Origin of the sequence: Pseudomonas sp. P5_152 (assembly GCF_033989915.1) — a bacterium.
GTDB lineage: Bacteria > Pseudomonadota > Gammaproteobacteria > Pseudomonadales > Pseudomonadaceae > Aquipseudomonas.
Window position 1 is genome coordinate 5,906,065 of sequence record NZ_JASFAH010000002.1, and the last position, 18,441, is coordinate 5,924,505.

Annotated in this window: 16 protein-coding genes; 13 read left to right on the plus strand and 3 right to left on the minus strand. The window is 62.3% G+C overall.

Annotated elements, in window-relative coordinates:
• The first annotated feature begins 184 nt into the window (after nt 1-184).
• Nucleotides 185-2,443, plus strand: a complete 2,259-nt coding sequence (locus tag QMK50_RS26975; protein ID WP_320334466.1) for an Orn/Lys/Arg decarboxylase N-terminal domain-containing protein — start codon at nt 185-187, stop codon at nt 2,441-2,443.
• 14 nt (nt 2,444-2,457) lie between these two features.
• Nucleotides 2,458-3,072: a GNAT family N-acetyltransferase gene (locus QMK50_RS26980; RefSeq protein ID WP_320334467.1), complete on the plus strand. Its 615-nt coding sequence runs from the start codon at nt 2,458-2,460 to the stop codon at nt 3,070-3,072.
• On the opposite strand, the gene QMK50_RS26985 is transcribed toward QMK50_RS26980, so the two are convergent.
• Both QMK50_RS26985 and QMK50_RS26990 read right to left on the minus strand, forming a co-directional pair.
• On the minus strand, nt 3,038-3,931 hold the full coding sequence (locus QMK50_RS26985; protein WP_320334468.1) for a LysR substrate-binding domain-containing protein: 894 nt from the start codon (nt 3,929-3,931) through the stop codon (nt 3,038-3,040). The genes QMK50_RS26980 and QMK50_RS26985 overlap by 35 nt on opposite strands.
• 87 nt (nt 3,932-4,018) lie before the next feature.
• On the minus strand, nt 4,019-4,255 hold the full coding sequence (locus tag QMK50_RS26990; RefSeq protein WP_320334469.1) for a hypothetical protein: 237 nt from the start codon (nt 4,253-4,255) through the stop codon (nt 4,019-4,021).
• A 184-nt stretch (nt 4,256-4,439) separates the two neighbouring features.
• On the opposite strand from QMK50_RS26990, the gene QMK50_RS26995 reads away from it, so the two are divergent.
• From QMK50_RS26995 to QMK50_RS27005, 3 genes are all read left to right on the plus strand, one after another.
• Nucleotides 4,440-4,997 (plus strand): NADPH-dependent FMN reductase, encoded by a 558-nt coding sequence (locus tag QMK50_RS26995; RefSeq protein ID WP_095168822.1) that lies wholly within the window; start codon nt 4,440-4,442, stop codon nt 4,995-4,997.
• 209 nt (nt 4,998-5,206) lie between these two features.
• Complete coding sequence (locus tag QMK50_RS27000; RefSeq protein WP_095168821.1) at nt 5,207-5,554, plus strand: metalloregulator ArsR/SmtB family transcription factor; 348 nt, start codon at nt 5,207-5,209, stop codon at nt 5,552-5,554.
• A 42-nt stretch (nt 5,555-5,596) separates the two neighbouring features.
• Nucleotides 5,597-6,880, plus strand: coding sequence for an arsenic transporter (locus QMK50_RS27005; protein ID WP_320334470.1), 1,284 nt, complete (start codon nt 5,597-5,599; stop codon nt 6,878-6,880).
• Nucleotides 6,881-7,009: 129 nt separating this feature from the next.
• On the opposite strand, the gene QMK50_RS27010 is transcribed toward QMK50_RS27005, so the two are convergent.
• Nucleotides 7,010-7,960 carry a DUF1853 family protein gene (locus QMK50_RS27010; RefSeq protein WP_320334471.1) on the minus strand — a complete coding sequence of 317 codons (951 nt, stop codon included), beginning with the start codon at nt 7,958-7,960 and terminating at the stop codon, nt 7,010-7,012.
• Nucleotides 7,961-8,064: 104 nt separating this feature from the next.
• On the opposite strand from QMK50_RS27010, the gene QMK50_RS27015 reads away from it, so the two are divergent.
• The 8 genes from QMK50_RS27015 (at nt 8,065) to QMK50_RS27050 (ending at nt 18,427) form a co-directional block, all read left to right on the plus strand.
• Nucleotides 8,065-8,955, plus strand: a complete 891-nt coding sequence (locus QMK50_RS27015; protein ID WP_095168818.1) for an NAD(+) kinase — start codon at nt 8,065-8,067, stop codon at nt 8,953-8,955.
• The gene (locus QMK50_RS27020) at nt 8,952-9,926 is read left to right on the plus strand and encodes a metallophosphoesterase (protein WP_413787332.1); all 975 of its coding nucleotides are present in this window, start codon (nt 8,952-8,954) and stop codon (nt 9,924-9,926) included. Before QMK50_RS27015 ends, QMK50_RS27020 begins: the two co-directional genes overlap by 4 nt.
• On the plus strand, nt 9,923-10,792 hold the full coding sequence (locus QMK50_RS27025) for a rhomboid family intramembrane serine protease (RefSeq protein WP_320334473.1): 870 nt from the start codon (nt 9,923-9,925) through the stop codon (nt 10,790-10,792). Before QMK50_RS27020 ends, QMK50_RS27025 begins: the two co-directional genes overlap by 4 nt.
• 33 nt (nt 10,793-10,825) lie before the next feature.
• Nucleotides 10,826-11,086 (plus strand): YeaC family protein, encoded by a 261-nt coding sequence (locus QMK50_RS27030; RefSeq protein ID WP_095168815.1) that lies wholly within the window; start codon nt 10,826-10,828, stop codon nt 11,084-11,086.
• Nucleotides 11,083-11,913: a DUF2797 domain-containing protein gene (locus tag QMK50_RS27035; protein ID WP_320334474.1), complete on the plus strand. Its 831-nt coding sequence runs from the start codon at nt 11,083-11,085 to the stop codon at nt 11,911-11,913. Before QMK50_RS27030 ends, QMK50_RS27035 begins: the two co-directional genes overlap by 4 nt.
• A 13-nt stretch (nt 11,914-11,926) precedes the next feature.
• Nucleotides 11,927-14,584 (plus strand): aminopeptidase N, encoded by a 2,658-nt coding sequence (gene pepN / locus QMK50_RS27040; protein ID WP_320334475.1) that lies wholly within the window; start codon nt 11,927-11,929, stop codon nt 14,582-14,584.
• A gap of 377 nt (nt 14,585-14,961) precedes the next feature.
• A complete protein-coding gene (locus QMK50_RS27045; RefSeq protein ID WP_320334476.1) occupies nt 14,962-16,014 on the plus strand; it encodes a YCF48-related protein in 1,053 nt (350 codons plus the stop codon).
• 37 nt (nt 16,015-16,051) lie between these two features.
• Entirely contained in the window at nt 16,052-18,427 is a 2,376-nt protein-coding gene (locus tag QMK50_RS27050; RefSeq protein WP_413787313.1) for an efflux RND transporter permease subunit, read from the plus strand.
• The last annotated feature ends 14 nt before the right edge of the window (nt 18,428-18,441 follow it).

Sequence of the window (18,441 nt, forward strand, 5' to 3'; positions counted from 1 at the left end):
ATCGCGGGCAAGCCGCAAGCGGGCGCCCGCTCCCACAGGGTGTACACCATGATTCATGGTGTTGTGGTTTCAGGCATACGGTTTGCCCCCAGGTTCCTGGGGCATCGCTCGCTACATGGGCCGCAACCCTCTACCCTGAGTGTATTGGCAGACCATGGTCCGCCGTCTCAGGACGCCAAGCCCCATGTACAAAGACTTGAAGTTCCCGGTCCTCATCGTTCACCGCGACATCAAGGCCGACACGGTTGCCGGTGACCGCGTCCGGGGTATCGCCAGGGAGTTGGAGCAGGAAGGTTTCAGCGTCGTGTCGGCGGTGGATTACGCGGAAGGGCGACTGGTTGCCTCGACTCACCACGGCCTGGCGTGCATGTTGATTGCCGCCGAGGGGGCGGGGGAAAACACCCACCTGCTGCAGAACATGGCCGAGTTGATCCGGGTGGCCCGCGCCCGGGCGCCGAACCTGCCGATTTTCGCCCTGGGCGAACAGGTCACCCTGGAAAACGCCCCGGCCGACGCCATGAGCGAACTTAACCAGTTGCGCGGCATTCTTTATCTGTTCGAAGACACCGTGCCCTTTCTCGCACGCCAGGTGGCGCGGGCCGCCCGTAGCTACCTGGATGGCTTGCTGCCGCCGTTCTTCAAGGCCCTGGTGCAGCACCACACCGCCGACTCCAACTATTCCTGGCACACCCCGGGGCACGGTGGGGGCGTGGCCTATCACAAGAGTCCGGTAGGGCAGGCCTTCCACCAGTTTTTCGGGGAAAACACCTTGCGCTCGGACCTCTCGGTCTCGGTGCCCGAACTCGGCTCGCTGCTCGACCACACCGGCCCCCTGGCCGAAGCCGAAGCCCGGGCCGCGCGCAACTTCGGTGCCGACCACACCTTTTTCGTGATCAATGGCACTTCCACCGCCAACAAGATCGTCTGGCAGGCGATGGTCGCCCGCGATGACCTGGTGCTGGTGGACCGCAACTGCCACAAGTCGGTGCTGCATTCGATCATCATGACCGGGGCCATCCCGCTGTACCTGTGCCCCGAGCGCAACGAGCTGGGGATCATCGGCCCGATCCCCTTGAGCGAGTTCAGCCCTGAATCGATCCAGGCCAAGATCGATGCCAGCCCGTTGACCCGTGGCCGTGCCGCCAAAGTCAAGCTGGCGGTGGTCACCAACTCGACCTACGACGGCCTTTGCTACAACGCTGAGCTGATCAAGCAAACCCTGGGCAACAGCGTCGAAGTCCTGCACTTCGACGAGGCCTGGTACGCCTATGCGGCGTTTCACGAGTTCTTCGCCGGGCGCTACGGCATGGGCACTTCGCGTTCGGCCGACAGCCCGCTGGTATTCACCACCCATTCGACCCACAAGCTGCTGGCGGCCTTCAGCCAGGCCTCGATGATTCACGTGCAGGACGGTGGTGCCCGGCAACTGGATCGCGACCGCTTCAATGAAGCCTTCATGATGCACATCTCGACGTCGCCGCAGTACAGCATCATTGCCTCGCTGGACGTGGCGTCGGCGATGATGGAGGGGCCGGCGGGGCGCTCGCTGTTGCAGGAGATGTTCGATGAGGCCCTGAGCTTTCGCCGGGCGCTGGCCAACCTGCGCCAGCACATTGCTGCCGATGACTGGTGGTTCTCGATCTGGCAGCCGCCGCTGGTGACCGGCATCGACCGGGTCGCAACCGCGGACTGGCTGCTGCTGCCCGAAGACGAGTGGCATGGTTTTGGTGATATCGCCGAGGACTACGTGTTGCTCGACCCGGTCAAGGTGACCCTGGTGATGCCCGGCCTGACCGCCGGCGGGGCGCTGAGCGAGCGTGGGATTCCGGCGGCGGTGGTCAGCAAGTTCCTCTGGGAGCGCGGCCTGGTGGTCGAGAAGACCGGCCTGTATTCGTTCCTGGTGCTGTTCTCGATGGGCATCACCAAGGGCAAGTGGAGCACCTTGCTCACCGAGTTGCTGGAGTTCAAGCGCAGCTACGATGCCAACGTCAGCCTCGCCGCCTGCCTACCCTGTGTGGCCCAGCAGGACGGCGCCCGTTACCAGGGTATGGGCTTGCGCGACCTGTGCGACCAATTGCACGCCTGCTACCGCAGCAACGCCACGGCCAAGCACCTCAAGCGCATGTACACGGTGCTGCCGGAAGTCGCGATGAAGCCGGCCGATGCCTATGATCAACTGGTCCGTGGCGAAGTCGAGGCGGTGCCCATCGATCAATTGCCAGGGCGCATCGCTGCCGTGATGCTGGTACCGTACCCGCCGGGGATTCCACTGATCATGCCCGGTGAGCGTTTTACCGAGGCCACTCGCTCGATCATCGACTACCTGGCGTTTGCCCGCACGTTTGACCGCAGTTTCCCGGGGTTCGTCGCCGATGTGCACGGCCTGCAACATGAAGACGAGGGCAATGGGCGGAGCTACACCGTCGATTGCATCAAGATTTGAGGACGTTTCCCAGCATGCAACCGGTCATCAACCCCAAATACCCGGGTCTGGCAGTGCGTGTCGCTGACCAGGGTTTTGCCGCGTACATCTGGGGCAGCGACTTCAGTTTTGAAGTCAGGGCCTATGCCCGCGCCCAACTCGATACGCCGGTGGCGGAGTGGCCGCTGCAAACCATCACGCCTTATCGCAAATGCTACGGCATCGATCCCGAGGAGTTCGCCAGTTTCCACGACGCCGCCGACAGTGCGATTTTCATGGCCTTCCTCGATGACCAGCCAGTGGGGCACATCGTGGTCAGCACCAACTGGAACGGCTTCGCCCATATCGACGAGCTGGCGGTGCATGCGCCGGCGCGGCGCCATGGCGTGGCCAAGGCATTGCTCGACGTGGCGCAGTTCTGGAGTCGCAAGAAGAAGCTGCCGGGGATCATGCTGGAAACCCAGAACAACAACCTGGGCGCCTGCCGGCTGTATGAGCGTTGTGGGTATGTGATTGGCGGCATCGATCACCTGCGATATCGCGGTATCGACCCGCAGACGGCGGAAGTGGCGTTGTTCTGGTACCGCCTGTTTGCCGACCCGTTGGCGCACCCGGTCAGCCCGCCAGCATCGCCTCGGCTTGTGCCTTGATGATCTCCAGCAGTGCGCTCAATGCCGGTGTGGCGACAGCATTGTCGAGGGTCAGGGCATACAGGTTGATCGGCACCGCCGGTGACAGTGGGCAGACATCCAGGCCGCTGGCCTTGGCACCCAGGGCGGTAAACGGATCGACGATGGCCAGGCCTTCGCCGGCCTCGACCATGCTGCGCATCATCTGGTGAGTCTGCACCCGGGTGTGAATCACCGGGGCGGGGCGCAGGGCCTGCAATTTACTGTCGAACAGCGGGCTCAGTGGGTCGTGGCCTTCCAGCCCGACCAATGACTGGCCCGCCAGGTCCTGCACGCCGATGTACTTCTGTCGCGGTTGCAGCCAGCCGTGGGGGGCCAGCAACTGCAGCTTGCCCTGGGCCAGGAGTTGGCAGTGAATGTCGGCGTGTTCGGGGTCATGCAGGCTCAAGCCGAGGTCGCTTTCGCGCAGCAGCAGGCTCTTGACGATATCGCGGGTGGGTTGGCTGTGCAGCGAGCAGGGCGCATCGGGAAACCGCCGGCGCAGGCTCGCCAGTCCCTGGGGCAGCAGTTGCTGGGCCAGGGGTGGGGTGCAGATCACCCGTAATGGCGGGGCCTGGTACTGACGCAGGCTGTCGGCCAGGCGCTGCACGGGCTCGAAGGCTTCATACACGCGGTCGATCTGCACCTGTAGCTGGCGAGCTTCGCGGGTCGCCTGCAGGCGCCCGCGCACGCTGGCAAACAGCATGAAGCCGAGATGATCCTCGGCCTCGCGCAACATCCCCTCGATCGCGGCCACCGGCAATTGCAGCATCTCGGCAGCGGTGCCCAGATGGCTGGTTTGCAGGAGTGCCTGGATCACTTCGATATGGCGTAGACGCATGCGTGAAGTCCATGTTCAGCAGGTGAGGGGTAGTGGCTGAATCCTAACCCAAGTCCGTGACGTTGACTTCAGCTCATGACGGCGGGCTCAAGAGGCGACGTTGGTGTCCGGTTCACGAATGATGGTGACGCCCGATTGCACCAGCACAAATTCGTTGCCGTCGAGCTTGTTGACTCGATCACCGATGGCCAGCTTGTAGGTGGTAACAGGAACGGAGGTGCTGAAACCGTCTGCCGACGGGGTGGAATCCTGGAACTCATGCACCGAATAGACACGGCCTTCCGCGTCTCTTGCATGGAATTGTCCGACGAGTACTGCTGCCATCTGCTTAGAACCTCTGGAGATAAGTCACTCAATTTGCGGTTCTGTAGACCGTCGATAAGCTTGGTAAGTTTTCCTACAGGAAAAAAATAGTGTTTTGCCGCGATAACCGCACAACAACCCCCTGAAATGGCACCGAATCATCTATAACTACAGGCTCCTTTAGCCAGATAGTCGGGAATCTCCAATGAGCAAGGTCTATACGGTTGCTGTCCTGGTGGGTAGCTTGAGAAAACAGTCGATCAATCGCAAGGTCGCGCTGGCGCTGGCCGAACTGGCTCCCGCCAACCTGCGCTTGAACATCGTCGAGATTGGTGATCTGGCGCTTTACAACGAAGACATCGACGTAACCCCGCCGGCAGCCTACAGCACTTTTCGCGATCAGGTGAGCTCATCCGACGCGGTGCTGTTCGTGACCCCGGAATACAACCGCTCGGTACCGGCGCCGTTGAAGAACGCCATCGACGTTGGTTCACGGCCTTACGGCAAGAGCGCCTGGAGCGGTAAACCGGGCGCGGTGATCAGCGTTTCACCCGGTGCGGTTGGCGGTTTTGGCGCCAACCACCACCTGCGCCAGTCCCTGGTGTTCCTCGACGTGCCGTGCATGCAACAGCCGGAAGCGTACCTGGGGGGCGCGGGTTCGGCCTTCGATGAGGCGGGCAAGCTCTCGGAAAAGGTCCGGCCATTCCTGCAAGGCTTCATCGACGCCTACGCCAAGTGGGTCGAGCAACACAAAAAATCCTGAGTGAGCTTTGTAGCAACCGCCGAAGGCCGCGTGGGGTTGCGCAGCGACCCCACGCGGTATTGCCATATCGAATGAACGTCCTGCGGCCGTTGACGCAGCCTCGCGAGCTCGACAGTTGCACGGGTGAACCCGATTCCCAAAGTCTGTGCTTTACCAGATATTCGAAATTCCATATATTTGCGCCTGGTTAGTCCAGGCGCACTCCCTCCATGTCCCCATCCTGCAATCCCGTCGAAGTATTCAAGGCGCTGGCCGATGACACCCGCAGCCGTATCGCCTTGCTCATCACCCATGAAGGCGAGCTTTGTGTCTGTGAGCTGACTGCGGCGCTGGACCTCAGCCAGCCAAAAATCTCCCGGCACCTGGCGCAATTGCGCAGCAGTGGTCTGCTCGCCGATCGCCGGCAAGGGCAGTGGGTGTATTACCGGGTTCATCCGCAACTTGCGCCCTGGGTCGCCCGGCTGTTGCGCGAAGCCCTGGTCGCCAACGAGGCCTGGCTGGCTGCGGATATCGCGCGGTTGGTGGCGATGCCTGGCCGTCCACAACGCTGCTGCTGATGGCTTTCTCTTTCCCAAACTCCTGATTGAAGGTTGCTGTGCATGCTGATCGCCTCATTGATTTTCCTGCTGACCATCACCCTGGTGATCTGGCAACCCAAGGGCCTGGGCGTCGGCTGGAGTGCCATGCTCGGCGCGGTACTGGCCTTGCTCAGTGGCGTGGTGCACTTGAGCGACATCCCCTTGGTCTGGGAAATTATCTGGAATGCCACCGGGACCTTTGTCGCCCTGATCATCATCAGCCTGCTGCTGGATGAAGCCGGTTTTTTTGCCTGGGCGGCCCTGCATGTGGCGCGCTGGGGGCACGGCAGCGGGCGCAAGCTGTTTGCCTATATGGTCTTGCTCGGGGCCCTGGTCTCGGCGCTGTTCGCCAACGATGGTGCCGCGCTGATCCTCACTCCGATCGTCATTTCAATGCTGCTGGCCCTGCGGTTTTCGCCGACGGCGACCCTGGCCTTCGTGATGGGCGCCGGATTTATCGCCGACACCGCCAGCCTGCCGCTGGTGGTGTCGAACCTGGTGAACATTGTCTCGGCCGACTTTTTCCACATTGGCTTCAACCGCTATGCCGCGGTGATGGTGCCGGTCAACCTGGTGGCCGTGGCCGCGACCCTGGCGGTGCTGCTGTGGTATTTCCGTCGCGATATTCCGCAGCGTTACGAGCCTGAGCAACTGGCGGAGCCGAAGACCGCGATTCACGACAAAGCCACCTTCTTCGCCGGGTGGGCGGTGCTGGCGATCCTGCTGCTGGGGTGTTTTGCCCTGGAGCCGCTGGGGATTCCCATCAGCGCGATTTCCGCGGTGTGCGCGGCGCTGTTGCTGGCTATCGCTGCCCGTGGGCATAAGATCTCCACGCGCAAGGTGATGAAGGAAGCGCCGTGGCATATTGTGATTTTTTCCCTGGGCATGTACCTGGTGGTCTACGGCCTGCGCAATGCCGGGCTGACCGCCTACCTGGCCGGCTGGCTGGATCTGTTCGCCCAATATGGCGTGTGGGGCGCGGCCATGGGCACCGGGCTGCTGACGGCGCTGCTGTCGTCGCTGATGAACAACCTGCCGACAGTGCTGATCGGTGCCTTGTCGATCGATGCCAGCCAGGCCACCGGGGTGGTCAAGGAGGCGATGATCTACGCCAACGTGATCGGCAGCGACCTGGGGCCGAAAATTACCCCGATCGGCAGCCTCGCGACCTTGCTCTGGCTGCATGTGCTGCAACGCAAGAATATCCAGATTGGCTGGGGCTACTACTTCAAGGTGGGGATTGTGCTGACATTGCCGGTGTTGCTGGTGACGCTGGCGGCCTTGGCGCTGCGGTTGTCGGTTTAGGACCGCGTTGGCCCTATCGCGGGCAAGCCCGCTCCCACAGTGTTTGGGGTGTTCGCAGGTTTTGCATACACCACCAAACCTGTGGGAGCGGGCTTGCCCGCGATGAGGCCGACCCAGCCACCGCACATCTCAGCTCGACCCCGGAACGTTCGGCCACAAATCAGAAACCAGGAACAACCGTTCGGCTTCCTCCCAGTCGCCCTGAGGGTTTTCGCTCAGGCGCACCATCAGCTGTGCCGGCGCCATGGGTTGCAGCTCAACCAGCCAGGCGTGCAGTTGCTCCGGGCGCCAGGCCTGGTCGGCGCTGTAGTGCGCAGGCGCCAGCCAGGCGTGGCGGGGCAGGTTTACCCAGCGTCCGGGCGGGCGTTGCGCGACAAAGGCCGGCCAGTCCTTCTGGTGCAGCCAGCTGCCGCGCAGGTGTTGCGGGTGGGCACCGGTCGGGGGTTCGGCGTGCCCCGGCCACGGGTACAGCAGATAGCCGCCGAGCCACAACCTGGCACTGAACTCCCCGATATCCAGGGCGGCCAGGGCCGCGCGGCTCTCCGGGCGCGCGGAGATCGGCAGCTGGTGTTGGCTCAGGTGCGCCAGCTTCAGGTCCAGTCGGTCGTGGCAACCGGGGCCCAGCCACTGTGCGGGGTCCTGGCCGTTGCCTTGTTGCGGGCCGAGGTAGAGCTTGATTGCCAACTCCAGGTGATGCACACCGTCGCGGTCGCGCAGCAACATGTCCAGCTCCCCCAGGGTATGACCTTCGCGGCGGATCGGCAGGTTGGCGGCAATCAGTTCGATCCCCGGCGCATGCTGCACGGCAAACTGCCACAGACGTTCGTAATACAGGCCCAGGCGCCGGGTGCGAGCCTGGGACAACCAGTGCAGCAGCGCGTAGCTGTCGCGGTCGAGCTCGCGCAGCCAGCGCTCCAGGCGCTGCGGATCGTTCACCCAGGCGCTGCCGGCCAGCGGATGGCGTTGCGGCCAGGGTGTGGCGCTGAGCATCGGCGGGGCGAGAATCACCCACGCCAGGTCGCGCACTTGCGGGTGGTGCAACTGGTGGGGCAGGGTGAGCAAATCGGGGAACAGGATCATTTTGCGAGCATAGCTTCTAAAGTCCCGGCTGAAAGGATTTTGTCTACGCAGCGCTTTCGCCCATAATCGTGGTTTTCGCCGTCGCAGACCCCCGCAGGAGCCCCATGGAGCAATTTCGCAATATCGGCATTATCGGTCGCCTGGGCAGTTCCCAGGTGCTGGATACCGTTCGCCGACTGAAAAGATTCCTGCTTGACCGGCACTTGCACGTGATTCTCGAAGACACCATCGCCGAAGTCCTGCCCGGCCACGGCCTGCAGACCTCGTCGCGCAAGATGCTTGGCGAAGTCTGCGACATGGTGATTGTGGTCGGCGGTGACGGCAGCCTGCTGGGCGCCGCACGGGCACTGGCGCGACACAACATCCCGGTGCTGGGGATCAACCGCGGCAACCTGGGTTTCCTCACCGACATCCGCCCCGACGAGCTGGAAGTCAAGGTCGCCGAAGTGCTGGACGGCCACTACCTGGTGGAAAACCGCTTCCTGCTCCAGGCCGAAGTGCGCCGCCATGCCGAAGCCATCGGCCAGGGCGATGCCCTCAATGACGTGGTGCTGCACCCCGGCAAGTCGACCCGGATGATCGAGTTCGAGCTGTACATCGACGGCCAGTTCGTCTGCAGCCAGAAAGCCGACGGCCTGATCGTCGCCACACCCACCGGTTCCACGGCCTACGCGCTGTCGGCCGGCGGCCCGATCATGCACCCCAAGCTCGATGCCATTGTGATTGTGCCGATGTACCCCCATACCTTGTCCGGACGGCCGATCGTGGTCGATGGCAACAGTGAGCTGAAAATCGTCGTGTCCAAGGATATGCAGATTTACCCGCAGGTTTCCTGTGATGGGCAGAATCACTTTACCTGCGCCCCCGGCGACACCATCACTATCAGCAAGAAGGCGCAGAAGTTGCGGCTGATCCACCCACTGGACCACAACTACTACGAAGTCTGCCGGACCAAGCTTGGCTGGGGCAGCCGTTTGGGTGGTGGAGGCGACTGATGCTCGATCCCGCGCGTAGCTACGACCTGATCGGTGACGTGCACGGTTGCGCTCATACCCTTGAGCATCTGCTGGACCGACTCGGGTACCACAAGCTGGGTGGCGTGTGGCGTCACCCATCGCGCATGGCGGTGTTCCTGGGCGATGTCATCGACCGTGGCCCGCGCATCCGCGAGGCGCTGCACCTGGTGCACGACATGGTCGAGGCAGGCCAGGCGCTGTGCATCATGGGCAACCACGAGTTCAACGCGCTGGGCTGGAGCACACCGGCACCACCGGGCAGCGGCAAGCAGTACGTGCGCGAGCACACCCCGCGCCATGCCCGGCTGATCGACGAAACCCTGAGCCAGTTTGCCCACCACCCCGCAGACTGGCACGACTTCCTCGAATGGTTCTACGAGATGCCGCTGTTTGTCGACGCCGGGCGTTTCCGGGTAGTACATGCCTGCTGGGACGGTGGCTTGATCGACCTGCTGCGCCGCCAGCACCCTGACGGCTGCGTGGATGAACACTTCGTCCAGGCCGCGGCGGTCAGCGGCAGCTTTGCCTGCATGGCCTTCGACCGCCTGTTGCGCGGCACCGACATGCGCCTGCCCCACGGCTTGACCATGACCAGCGGCGATGGCCTGACGCGTTCGTTCTTCCGTACCAAGTTCTGGGAAGACAACCCGCAGACCTACGGCGACATCGTGTTCCAGCCGGACGCCTTGCCCGAACCCGTGGCCCGGACCCCGCTGACCCCAGTGGAAAAAGACACCCTGCTGCGCTATGGCGTCGACGAGCCCTTGTTGTTCGTCGGCCACTACTGGCGCAGCGGCAAACCAGCGCCCATCCGCCAGAACCTGGCGTGCCTGGACTACAGCGCAGTGCTGTACGGCAAGCTGGTTGCCTATCGACTTGACCAGGAAACCCGACTCGACCCGAGCAAATTCGTCTGGGTCGATGTCGAACGGCCGGAGGCCCTGCAATGAGTGCTGTTGCTGTATTACGTCTGCCCCTGACTGTGGACCTCAGTGGTTTTGTCAAACTGCTGCAACGTATGCAGGTGCCCCATCGAGTCAGCGAGGAGGCGGGACAGCAGGTGCTCTGGGTGCCGCACGCCGTCAGCGAAGACGTGCGCGCGCTGTACGAGCGGTTTCCAGCAGGTGATCCCGATCAGCAACTGGACTTGCCGCCCGCGGCGAAATCCCAGCGTCCGGGTTTTATTGCGCAACTGCGCGCCAGCCCCATGACCGCCTTGGTGCTGTTGCTGACCCTGATCGTCGGCGCTATCACCTTACTGGGGACCAACCTCGATACGATGCGCTGGTTCACCTTCCTGCAGTTTCGCGTGGTGGGCGAGTACATCCATTTCACCCCCCTGGCCGACAGCCTGGCGGCAGGGCAGTGGTGGCGCCTGGTGACGCCGATGCTGATCCACTTCGGTTTCCTGCACGTGGCCATGAACGGCATGTGGTACTGGGAACTGGGACGGCGCATCGAAGCGCGCCAGGGTGGCATCAACCTGTTGGGCCTGACCCTGCTGTTCAGCCTGGTGTCGAACTACGCCCAGTATTTTTACGGCGGTCCGGGGCTGTTCGGCGGCCTGTCCGGAGTGCTGTACGGCCTGCTTGGGCACTGCTGGATCTACCAATGGCTGGCGCCGAACCCGGCTTATCGCTTGCCGCGTGGCGTGCTGGTGATGATGCTGGTGTGGCTGGTGCTCTGTCTGTCGGGGCTGATCTCGCTGATCGGTTTCGGCGAAATCGCCAATGCGGCCCACGTCGGCGGGTTACTCGTCGGCTGCGCCACCGGTTTGTTGGGCGGCTTGTACAGTCGTCGTAAAACAGCCCTCTAATCTGTTTAGTAAATGAAGAGCACGGAGACCCTGATGTCCTCTTTTAGCGAAATGATCAACAACATCACCCCCGAGATCTACCAGAGCCTGAAACTGGCAGTGGAGATCGGCAAGTGGTCCGACGGCGGCAAACTCACCGCCGAGCAGCGTGAACTGTCGTTGCAGGCAATGATTGCCTGGGAAGTGCAGAACCTGCCCGAAGACCAGCGCACCGGCTACATGGGCCCGCAGGAATGCAGCTCCAAGTCCATCGAAGTGCCGAATATCCTGTTCAAGTCGGATGCCATCCATTGATCGAGATTGGCCGCGGTGCAATCAGTAAAATGTCGGCGCGCCTCGACGCGTCGGCGGTGCAATACGCTTTTCGCCTGGGCGATACCGAGGTGCCGGTCAACCCGCTGATCGGCAGCACGCTGCGCCTGGAGTTCCTGGGGGCGATCCACTGCAGCCATTGTGGACGCAAGACCAAGACCAGCTTCAGCCAGGGTTACTGCTACCCGTGCATGACCAAGCTGGCGCAGTGCGACGTCTGCATCATGAGCCCGGAACGCTGTCACTACGACGCCGGCACCTGCCGCGACCCGGGCTGGGGCGAGCAGTTCTGCATGACCGATCACATTGTGTATCTGTCCAACTCATCCGGGGTCAAGGTCGGGATCACCCGCGCCACCCAGTTGCCGACCCGCTGGATCGACCAGGGCGCCCGCCAGGTACTGCCCATCATGCGGGTGTCGACCCGTCAGCAATCGGGGTTCGTCGAAGACCTGTTCCGCAGCCAGGTGGCCGACAAGACCAACTGGCGCGCCTTGCTCAAGGGCGAAGCGCCCGCGGTCGACCTGGCCGCGGTTCGCGATCAACTATTTGCCAGCTGTGCCGAAGGCCTGCAAGGCTTGCAGGCGCGTTTTGGCTTGCAGGCGATCCAACCGGTGACCGATGTCGAGCCGCTGGAGATCCATTACCCGGTGCAACAATACCCGGCGAAGATTGTCAGTTTTAACCTGGACAAGAACCCGATTGCCGAAGGCACGCTGATGGGGATCAAGGGCCAGTACCTGATCTTCGACACCGGCGTGATCAATATTCGTAAATACACGGCCTACCAGCTCGCCGTGCATCAGTAGAAGGATTCGAGCCATGCGCACCGAACAACCGAAGATGATTTACCTGAAGGACTATCAGGCGCCTGAGTACCTGATCGACGAGACGCACCTGACCTTCGAGTTGTTCGAGGACCACAGCCTGGTCCATGCGCAACTGGTGATGCGCCGCAACCCGGCCCAAGGCGCCGGCCTGCCGCCGCTGGTGCTCGACGGCCAGCAGCTGGAACTGCTGTCGGTGGCCCTGGGCGATAACACGCTGACGCCGGCCGACTATCAGTTGAGCGACAGCCACCTGACCCTGCACCCGACCAGCGCCAGCTTCACGGTCGATACCAGCGTGCGCATCCACCCGCAAACCAACACCGCCCTGGAAGGCCTGTACAAGTCCAGTGGCATGTTCTGCACCCAGTGCGAGGCCGAGGGTTTTCGCAAGATCACCTACTACCTCGACCGCCCGGACGTGATGAGCAAGTTCACCACCACGGTCAGCGCCGAGCAGCACAGCTATCCGGTGCTGCTGTCCAACGGCAACCCGATTGCCTCAGGGCCAGGCGAAGACGGCCGGCACTGGGCGACCTGGGAAGACCCGTTCATGAAACCGGCCTACCTGTTCGCCCTGGTGGCCGGTGACCTGTGGTGCGTCGAAGACACCTTCACCACCATGACCCAACGCAGCGTGGCCCTGCGCATCTATGTCGAGCCGGAAAACATCGACAAGTGCCAGCACGCCATGAACAGCCTGAAGAAGTCCATGCGCTGGGACGAAGAAGTCTACGGTCGCGAGTACGACCTGGACATCTTCATGATCGTCGCGGTCAACGACTTCAACATGGGTGCCATGGAGAACAAGGGTCTCAACATCTTCAACTCCAGTTGCGTGCTGGCCCGGGCCGAAACCGCAACCGATGCCGCCCACCAGCGGGTCGAGGCGGTGGTCGCCCACGAGTACTTCCACAACTGGTCGGGCAACCGCGTGACGTGCCGCGACTGGTTCCAGTTGTCGCTCAAGGAAGGTTTCACGGTGTTCCGCGATGCCGAGTTCTCCGCTGACATGCATTCGCGCACCGTCAAGCGGATCGAGGACGTCGCCTACCTGCGCACCCATCAGTTCGCCGAGGATGCCGGCCCCATGGCGCATGCCGTGCGCCCGGACAGCTTCATCGAGATCTCCAACTTCTACACCCTGACGGTCTACGAGAAGGGCTCGGAAGTGGTGCGCATGATCCGCACCTTGCTCGGCAACGAAGGGTTCCGCAAAGGCAGCGACCTGTATTTCGAGCGCCATGACGGTCAGGCCGTGACCTGCGATGACTTCATCAAGGCCATGGAAGACGCCAACGGCGTCGACCTGACCCAGTTCAAGCGCTGGTACAGCCAGGCCGGTACGCCGCGTCTGGCGGTCAGCGAGTCGTACGACGCCGCCGCCCGGACCTACAGCCTGACCGTGCGCCAGAGCTGCCCGGAAACCCCGGACAAGGTGCAGAAACTGCCGTTCGTGATTCCCCTGGAACTGGGCCTGCTGGACCGCCAGGGCGCGGCGATTGCCCTGCGCCTGAGCGGCGAAGCGGCGGCCAGTGGCACCTCCCGCGTGCTGTCGGTGACCGAAGCCGAACAGACTTTCACCTTCCTCGACATTGCCGAACACCCGCTGCCGTCCTTGCTGCGCGGTTTCTCGGCACCGGTGAAACTGAGCTTCCCGTACAACCGCGACCAATTGATGTTCCTGATGCAGCACGACAGCGACGGCTTCAACCGTTGGGAAGCCGGCCAGCAACTGTCGGTGCAAGTGCTCCAGGAACTGATCGGCCAGCACCAGGCGGGGCAGGCACTGGCCCTCGACCAGCGTTTGATCGAAGCGCTGCGCAGCGTGCTCGCCGATCCGAGCCTGGACCAGGCCATGGTTGCCGAAATGCTCTCGCTGCCGAGTGAAGCCTACCTGACCGAAATCAGCGAAGTGGCGGACGTCGAGGCAATTCATGCCGCCCGTGAATTTGCTCGCAAACAACTGGCCGAGCAACTGTTCGAAGGGTTGTGGCTGCGTTACCAGGCCAATCGCGAGCTGTCCCGGCAGACGCCGTACCTCGCTGAGGCCGAGCACTTTGCCCGGCGCAGCCTGCAGAACATCGCCTTGTCCTACCTGATGCTCAGCGCCAAGCCTGAAGTCCTGGCCGCGACCCTCGAGCAGTTCGAGGCCTGCGACAACATGACCGAGCGCCTGACGGCGTTGGCGGTGCTGGTCAATTCGCCGTTCGAGGCCGAGAGGGCCAAGGCCCTGGCGAGCTTCGCCGAGCACTTCAAGGACAATCCGCTGGTCATGGACCAATGGTTCAGCGTTCAGGCTGGCAGCGGCCTGCCGGGTGGCTTGCAGCGCGTGCGGCAACTGATGGAGCACCCGGCGTTCAACCTCAGGAACCCGAACAAGGTCCGGGCGCTGGTGGGGGCGTTCGCCGGGCAGAACCTGATCAACTTCCACGCCGCCGATGGCTCGGGCTATCGCTTCCTCGCCGACCTGGTGATCGAGCTCAACGGCTTCAATCCGCAGATCGCCTCGCGCCAACTGGCGCCGTTGACCCGCTGGCGCAAATACGACAGCGCCCGCCAGGCGCTGATGAAAGCCGAACTGGAACGCATCCGCGCCTCGGGCGAGCTGTCCAGCGACGTCTTCGAGGTGGTCAGCAAAAGCCTGGCTTAGGTAGGAGCGGGCTCCCGCTTGCGGTGCCCGCTTGCGGTTTCCTATTCAACATCGATGGCGCCTGACCCACCGCCATCGCGAGCAAGCTCGCTCCTACAAAAGGGCTTAACTGATCGGCATTAACCTTCGTGGCCTTTTTTCATCATGCGCACGAATGCCTTGCCATTCAGCGCCTACCCTTACTCCCCAAGTTAACAAAACATAACGTGGCGTCGATTGTCAGACGATTCTAAAGCTGGATAGGATAGGCCAGCTTCCGAGAAGGGGCTCTAGATTGCAGGTTTCAGCTCAACGCTGAATCCGGTCATCCGGTAGCACGCCCCGCACGGCGCCCTGAAAGGTTGAACGACCTAACAATAATAATGGGGGAAAGGTCTATGAGTGAGCCTGTCATGGGTGTGGGTATTGGCCGCCCGCCGGCACTACGCAGATTCGCGTTGCTGGCTACAGCGCTCTCGCTGTTGGGCAGCGCGGTCCTGTCGGCACCGGCCTTGGCGAATGCCACGCCAGCCGTCGATACGGTCTATTCCATTGAGTCGGCCAAGTCCGCCAAGGGCTTGATGCTCGATGTCGTGCATGCCGGCAAACGGCTGATCGCGGTCGGTGACCGCGGGCACATTCTCTATTCCGATGACCAGGGCAGCACCTGGACCCAGGCCAAGGTGCCTTCGCGGCAGTTGCTGACCTCGGTGTTCTTCGTCGATGACCAGCATGGCTGGGCCGTCGGTCACGATGCGCAGATCCTCGCCAGTGCCGACGGCGGTGTGACCTGGACCAAGCAGTTCGAAGACCTCAAGCGCGAAGCGCCGTTGCTCGACGTCTGGTTCAAGGACGCCAGCAACGGCTTTGCCGTGGGTGCCTATGGCGCGCTACTGGAAACCACCGACGCCGGGAAAACCTGGGAAGACGTCAGTGACCGCCTCGACAACGAAGATCAGTACCACCTCAACGCCATTGCCGCGGTCAAGGATGCCGGCCTGTTCATCGTCGGAGAGCAGGGCAGCATGTTCCGCTCCGCCGACTGGGGCCAGACCTGGGAACGGGTCGAAGGCCCGTACGAGGGTTCGCTGTTCGGGGTCATCGGCACCGCCCAGCCATCGACGCTGCTGGCCTACGGCTTGCGCGGCAACCTGTTCCGCTCCAGCGATTTTGGCAGCAACTGGGAGCCGGTCGAGCTCAAGGCCGCGCGCGGCGCCCTGGAATTCGGCCTGTCTGGCGCGACCTTGCTCGAGGATGGCTCGATCGTGATCGTCGGCAACGGCGGCAGCGTGGTGCGCAGCAATGACGACGGGCAGACCTTCAGTGTGTTCAATCGCCCAGACCGGATTTCGGTGGCGGGCGTCACGGCGGCAGGCAACGGCAATTTGATTTTGGTCGGACAGGGCGGCGTTCGCGCCACTTCGCCAACCGGTGCAGAACTGAATAAATGAGCCGGGCAAATAATAAGAAGGCGGAGAAATGACATCCATGAGCAGTCATCATCAAGACAAGGCGACGTTTCTCGAGCGCCTGATTTTCAACAACCGCCCGGCAGTCATCGTGATCTGCCTGCTGGTGAGCATTTTCCTGTTCTGGCAGGCGACGCTGATCCGGCCTTCCACCAGCTTCGAAAAAATGATCCCGCTGCAGCATCCGTTCATTGAAAAAATGATGGAGCATCGCAACGACCTGGCGAACCTGGGCAACACCGTGCGGATTTCGGTGGAGGCCACCAATGGTGACATCTTCTCCAAGGAGTACATGGAGACCCTGCGCCAGATCAACGACGAGGTGTTCTACATCTCCGGCGTCGATCGCTCGGGCCTGAAGTCGCTGTGGAGCCCCAGCGTACGCTGGACCGAAGTGACCGAGGAGGGCTTTGCCGGCGGTGAAGTGATCCCGCAGAGCTACAACGGCTCGGCCGACAGCCTCGAACTGCTGCGCAACAACGTGCTCAAGTCCGGCCAGGTCGGGCGCCTGGTGTCCAACGACTTCAAGTCGAGCATCGTCGACATTCCGCTGCTGGAGTCCTACCCGGACCCGCAAGACCAGGGCAAGCTGCTGGCGCTGGACTACCAGAAGTTCTCCCACGAACTTGAAGACAAGATCCGCAACAAGTTCGAGCAACAGAACCCCAACATCAAGATTCACATCGTCGGTTTTGCCAAGAAGGTCGGTGACCTGATCGATGGCCTGATCATGGTGGTGCTGTTCTTCGGCGTGGCCTTTGTCATCACCCTGGTCCTGCTGTTGTGGTTCACCAACTGCGTGCGCAGCACCATCGCCGTACTGAGTACCACCCTGGTGGCGGTGATCTGGCAACTGGGCTTGATGCATGCGTTCGGCTTCGGCCTGGACCCGTACTCGATGCTGGTGCCGTTCCTGATCTTCGCCATCGGTATTTCCCACGGCGTGCAGAAAATCAACGGTATCGCCCTGCAATCCAGCGAGGCCGACAACGCGCTGACCGCAGCCCGGCGCACGTTCCGCCAGTTGTTCCTGCCGGGCATGATCGCGATCCTGGCGGACGCGGTGGGCTTCATTACCCTGCTGATCATCGACATCGGGGTGATTCGCGAGCTGGCCATCGGCGCCTCGATCGGCGTGGCGGTGATCGTGTTCACCAACCTGATCCTGTTGCCGGTGGCGATTTCCTACGTCGGCATCAGCAAGCGTGCCATCGCCAAAAGCAAGAAGGACGCAACCCGCGAACACCCGTTCTGGCGCCTGCTGTCGAACTTCGCCAGCTCCAAAGTCGCGCCAGTGTCGATCCTGATCGCCCTGATCGCCTTCGGTGGCGGCCTGTGGTACAGCAAAAACCTGAAAATCGGTGACCTCGACCAGGGCGCACCGGAGCTGCGTCCGGACTCGCGCTACAACAAGGACAACAACTTCATCATCAACAACTATTCCACCAGCTCCGACGTACTGGTGGTGATGGTCAAGACCAAGTCCGAAGGCTGCTCGCGCTACGAGGCCATGGCACCGATCGATGAGCTGATGTGGAAAATGCAGAACACCGAGGGCGTGCAGTCGGCGATTTCCCTGGTGACCGTGTCCAAGCAGATGATCAAGGGCATGAACGAGGGCAACCTGAAATGGGAAACCCTGTCGCGTAACCCTGACGTGCTGAACAACTCCATCGCCCGCGCCGACGGCCTGTACAACAACAGTTGCTCCCTGGCGCCGGTGCTGGTGTTCCTCAACGACCACAAGGCCGAAACCCTCGACCGTGCGGTACATGCGGTGCAGGAGTTTGCCAAGGAAAACAACAAGGATGGCCTGGAGTTCATCCTTGCCGCCGGTAACGCCGGGATCGAGGCGGCCACCAACGAGGTGATCAAGGAGTCGGAGCTGACCATCCTGATCCTGGTCTACATCTGTGTAGCCACCATGTGCATGATCACCTTCCGTTCCTGGGCGGCGACCTTGTGCATCGTCTTGCCGCTGGTCCTGACCTCGGTGCTGGGTAACGCCCTGATGGCCTTCATGGGCATCGGCGTGAAGGTTGCGACCTTGCCGGTGGTGGCGCTCGGGGTGGGGATTGGCGTGGACTACGGCATCTACATCTACAGCCGCCTGGAAAGCTTCCTGCGTGCCGGCCTGCCATTGCAGGAGGCCTATTACCAGACGCTGAAATCCACCGGCAAGGCGGTGCTGTTCACCGGCCTGTGCCTGGCCATCGGCGTGTGCACCTGGATCTTCTCGGCAATCAAGTTCCAGGCCGACATGGGCCTGATGCTGACCTTCATGCTGCTGTGGAACATGTTTGGCGCCCTGTGGCTGCTGCCAGCGCTGGCGCGTTTCCTGGTCAAGCCGGAGAAACTGGCCGGGCAGAAGGGCAACTCGCTGTTTGCCCACTGATCCAGCGCCCCAAG

Excerpts from the sequence above, each read along its gene's own strand:
- QMK50_RS27030 (WP_095168815.1), top strand. The coding sequence starts at position 10,826 with ATGTCCTCTTTTAGCGAAATGATCAACAACATCACCCCCGAGATCTAC.
- QMK50_RS27010 (WP_320334471.1), bottom strand. The coding sequence starts at position 7,960 with ATGATCCTGTTCCCCGATTTGCTCACCCTGCCCCACCAGTTGCACCAC.
- pepN (WP_320334475.1), top strand. The coding sequence starts at position 11,927 with ATGCGCACCGAACAACCGAAGATGATTTACCTGAAGGACTATCAGGCG.
- QMK50_RS27000 (WP_095168821.1), top strand. The coding sequence starts at position 5,207 with ATGTCCCCATCCTGCAATCCCGTCGAAGTATTCAAGGCGCTGGCCGAT.
- QMK50_RS26990 (WP_320334469.1), bottom strand. The coding sequence starts at position 4,255 with ATGGCAGCAGTACTCGTCGGACAATTCCATGCAAGAGACGCGGAAGGC.
- QMK50_RS26980 (WP_320334467.1), top strand. The coding sequence starts at position 2,458 with ATGCAACCGGTCATCAACCCCAAATACCCGGGTCTGGCAGTGCGTGTC.
- QMK50_RS26985 (WP_320334468.1), bottom strand. The coding sequence starts at position 3,931 with ATGCGTCTACGCCATATCGAAGTGATCCAGGCACTCCTGCAAACCAGC.
- QMK50_RS26975 (WP_320334466.1), top strand. The coding sequence starts at position 185 with ATGTACAAAGACTTGAAGTTCCCGGTCCTCATCGTTCACCGCGACATC.
- QMK50_RS27050 (WP_413787313.1), top strand. The coding sequence starts at position 16,052 with ATGAGCAGTCATCATCAAGACAAGGCGACGTTTCTCGAGCGCCTGATT.
- QMK50_RS27015 (WP_095168818.1), top strand. The coding sequence starts at position 8,065 with ATGGAGCAATTTCGCAATATCGGCATTATCGGTCGCCTGGGCAGTTCC.
- QMK50_RS26995 (WP_095168822.1), top strand. The coding sequence starts at position 4,440 with ATGAGCAAGGTCTATACGGTTGCTGTCCTGGTGGGTAGCTTGAGAAAA.
- QMK50_RS27005 (WP_320334470.1), top strand. The coding sequence starts at position 5,597 with ATGCTGATCGCCTCATTGATTTTCCTGCTGACCATCACCCTGGTGATC.
- QMK50_RS27025 (WP_320334473.1), top strand. The coding sequence starts at position 9,923 with ATGAGTGCTGTTGCTGTATTACGTCTGCCCCTGACTGTGGACCTCAGT.
- QMK50_RS27045 (WP_320334476.1), top strand. The coding sequence starts at position 14,962 with ATGAGTGAGCCTGTCATGGGTGTGGGTATTGGCCGCCCGCCGGCACTA.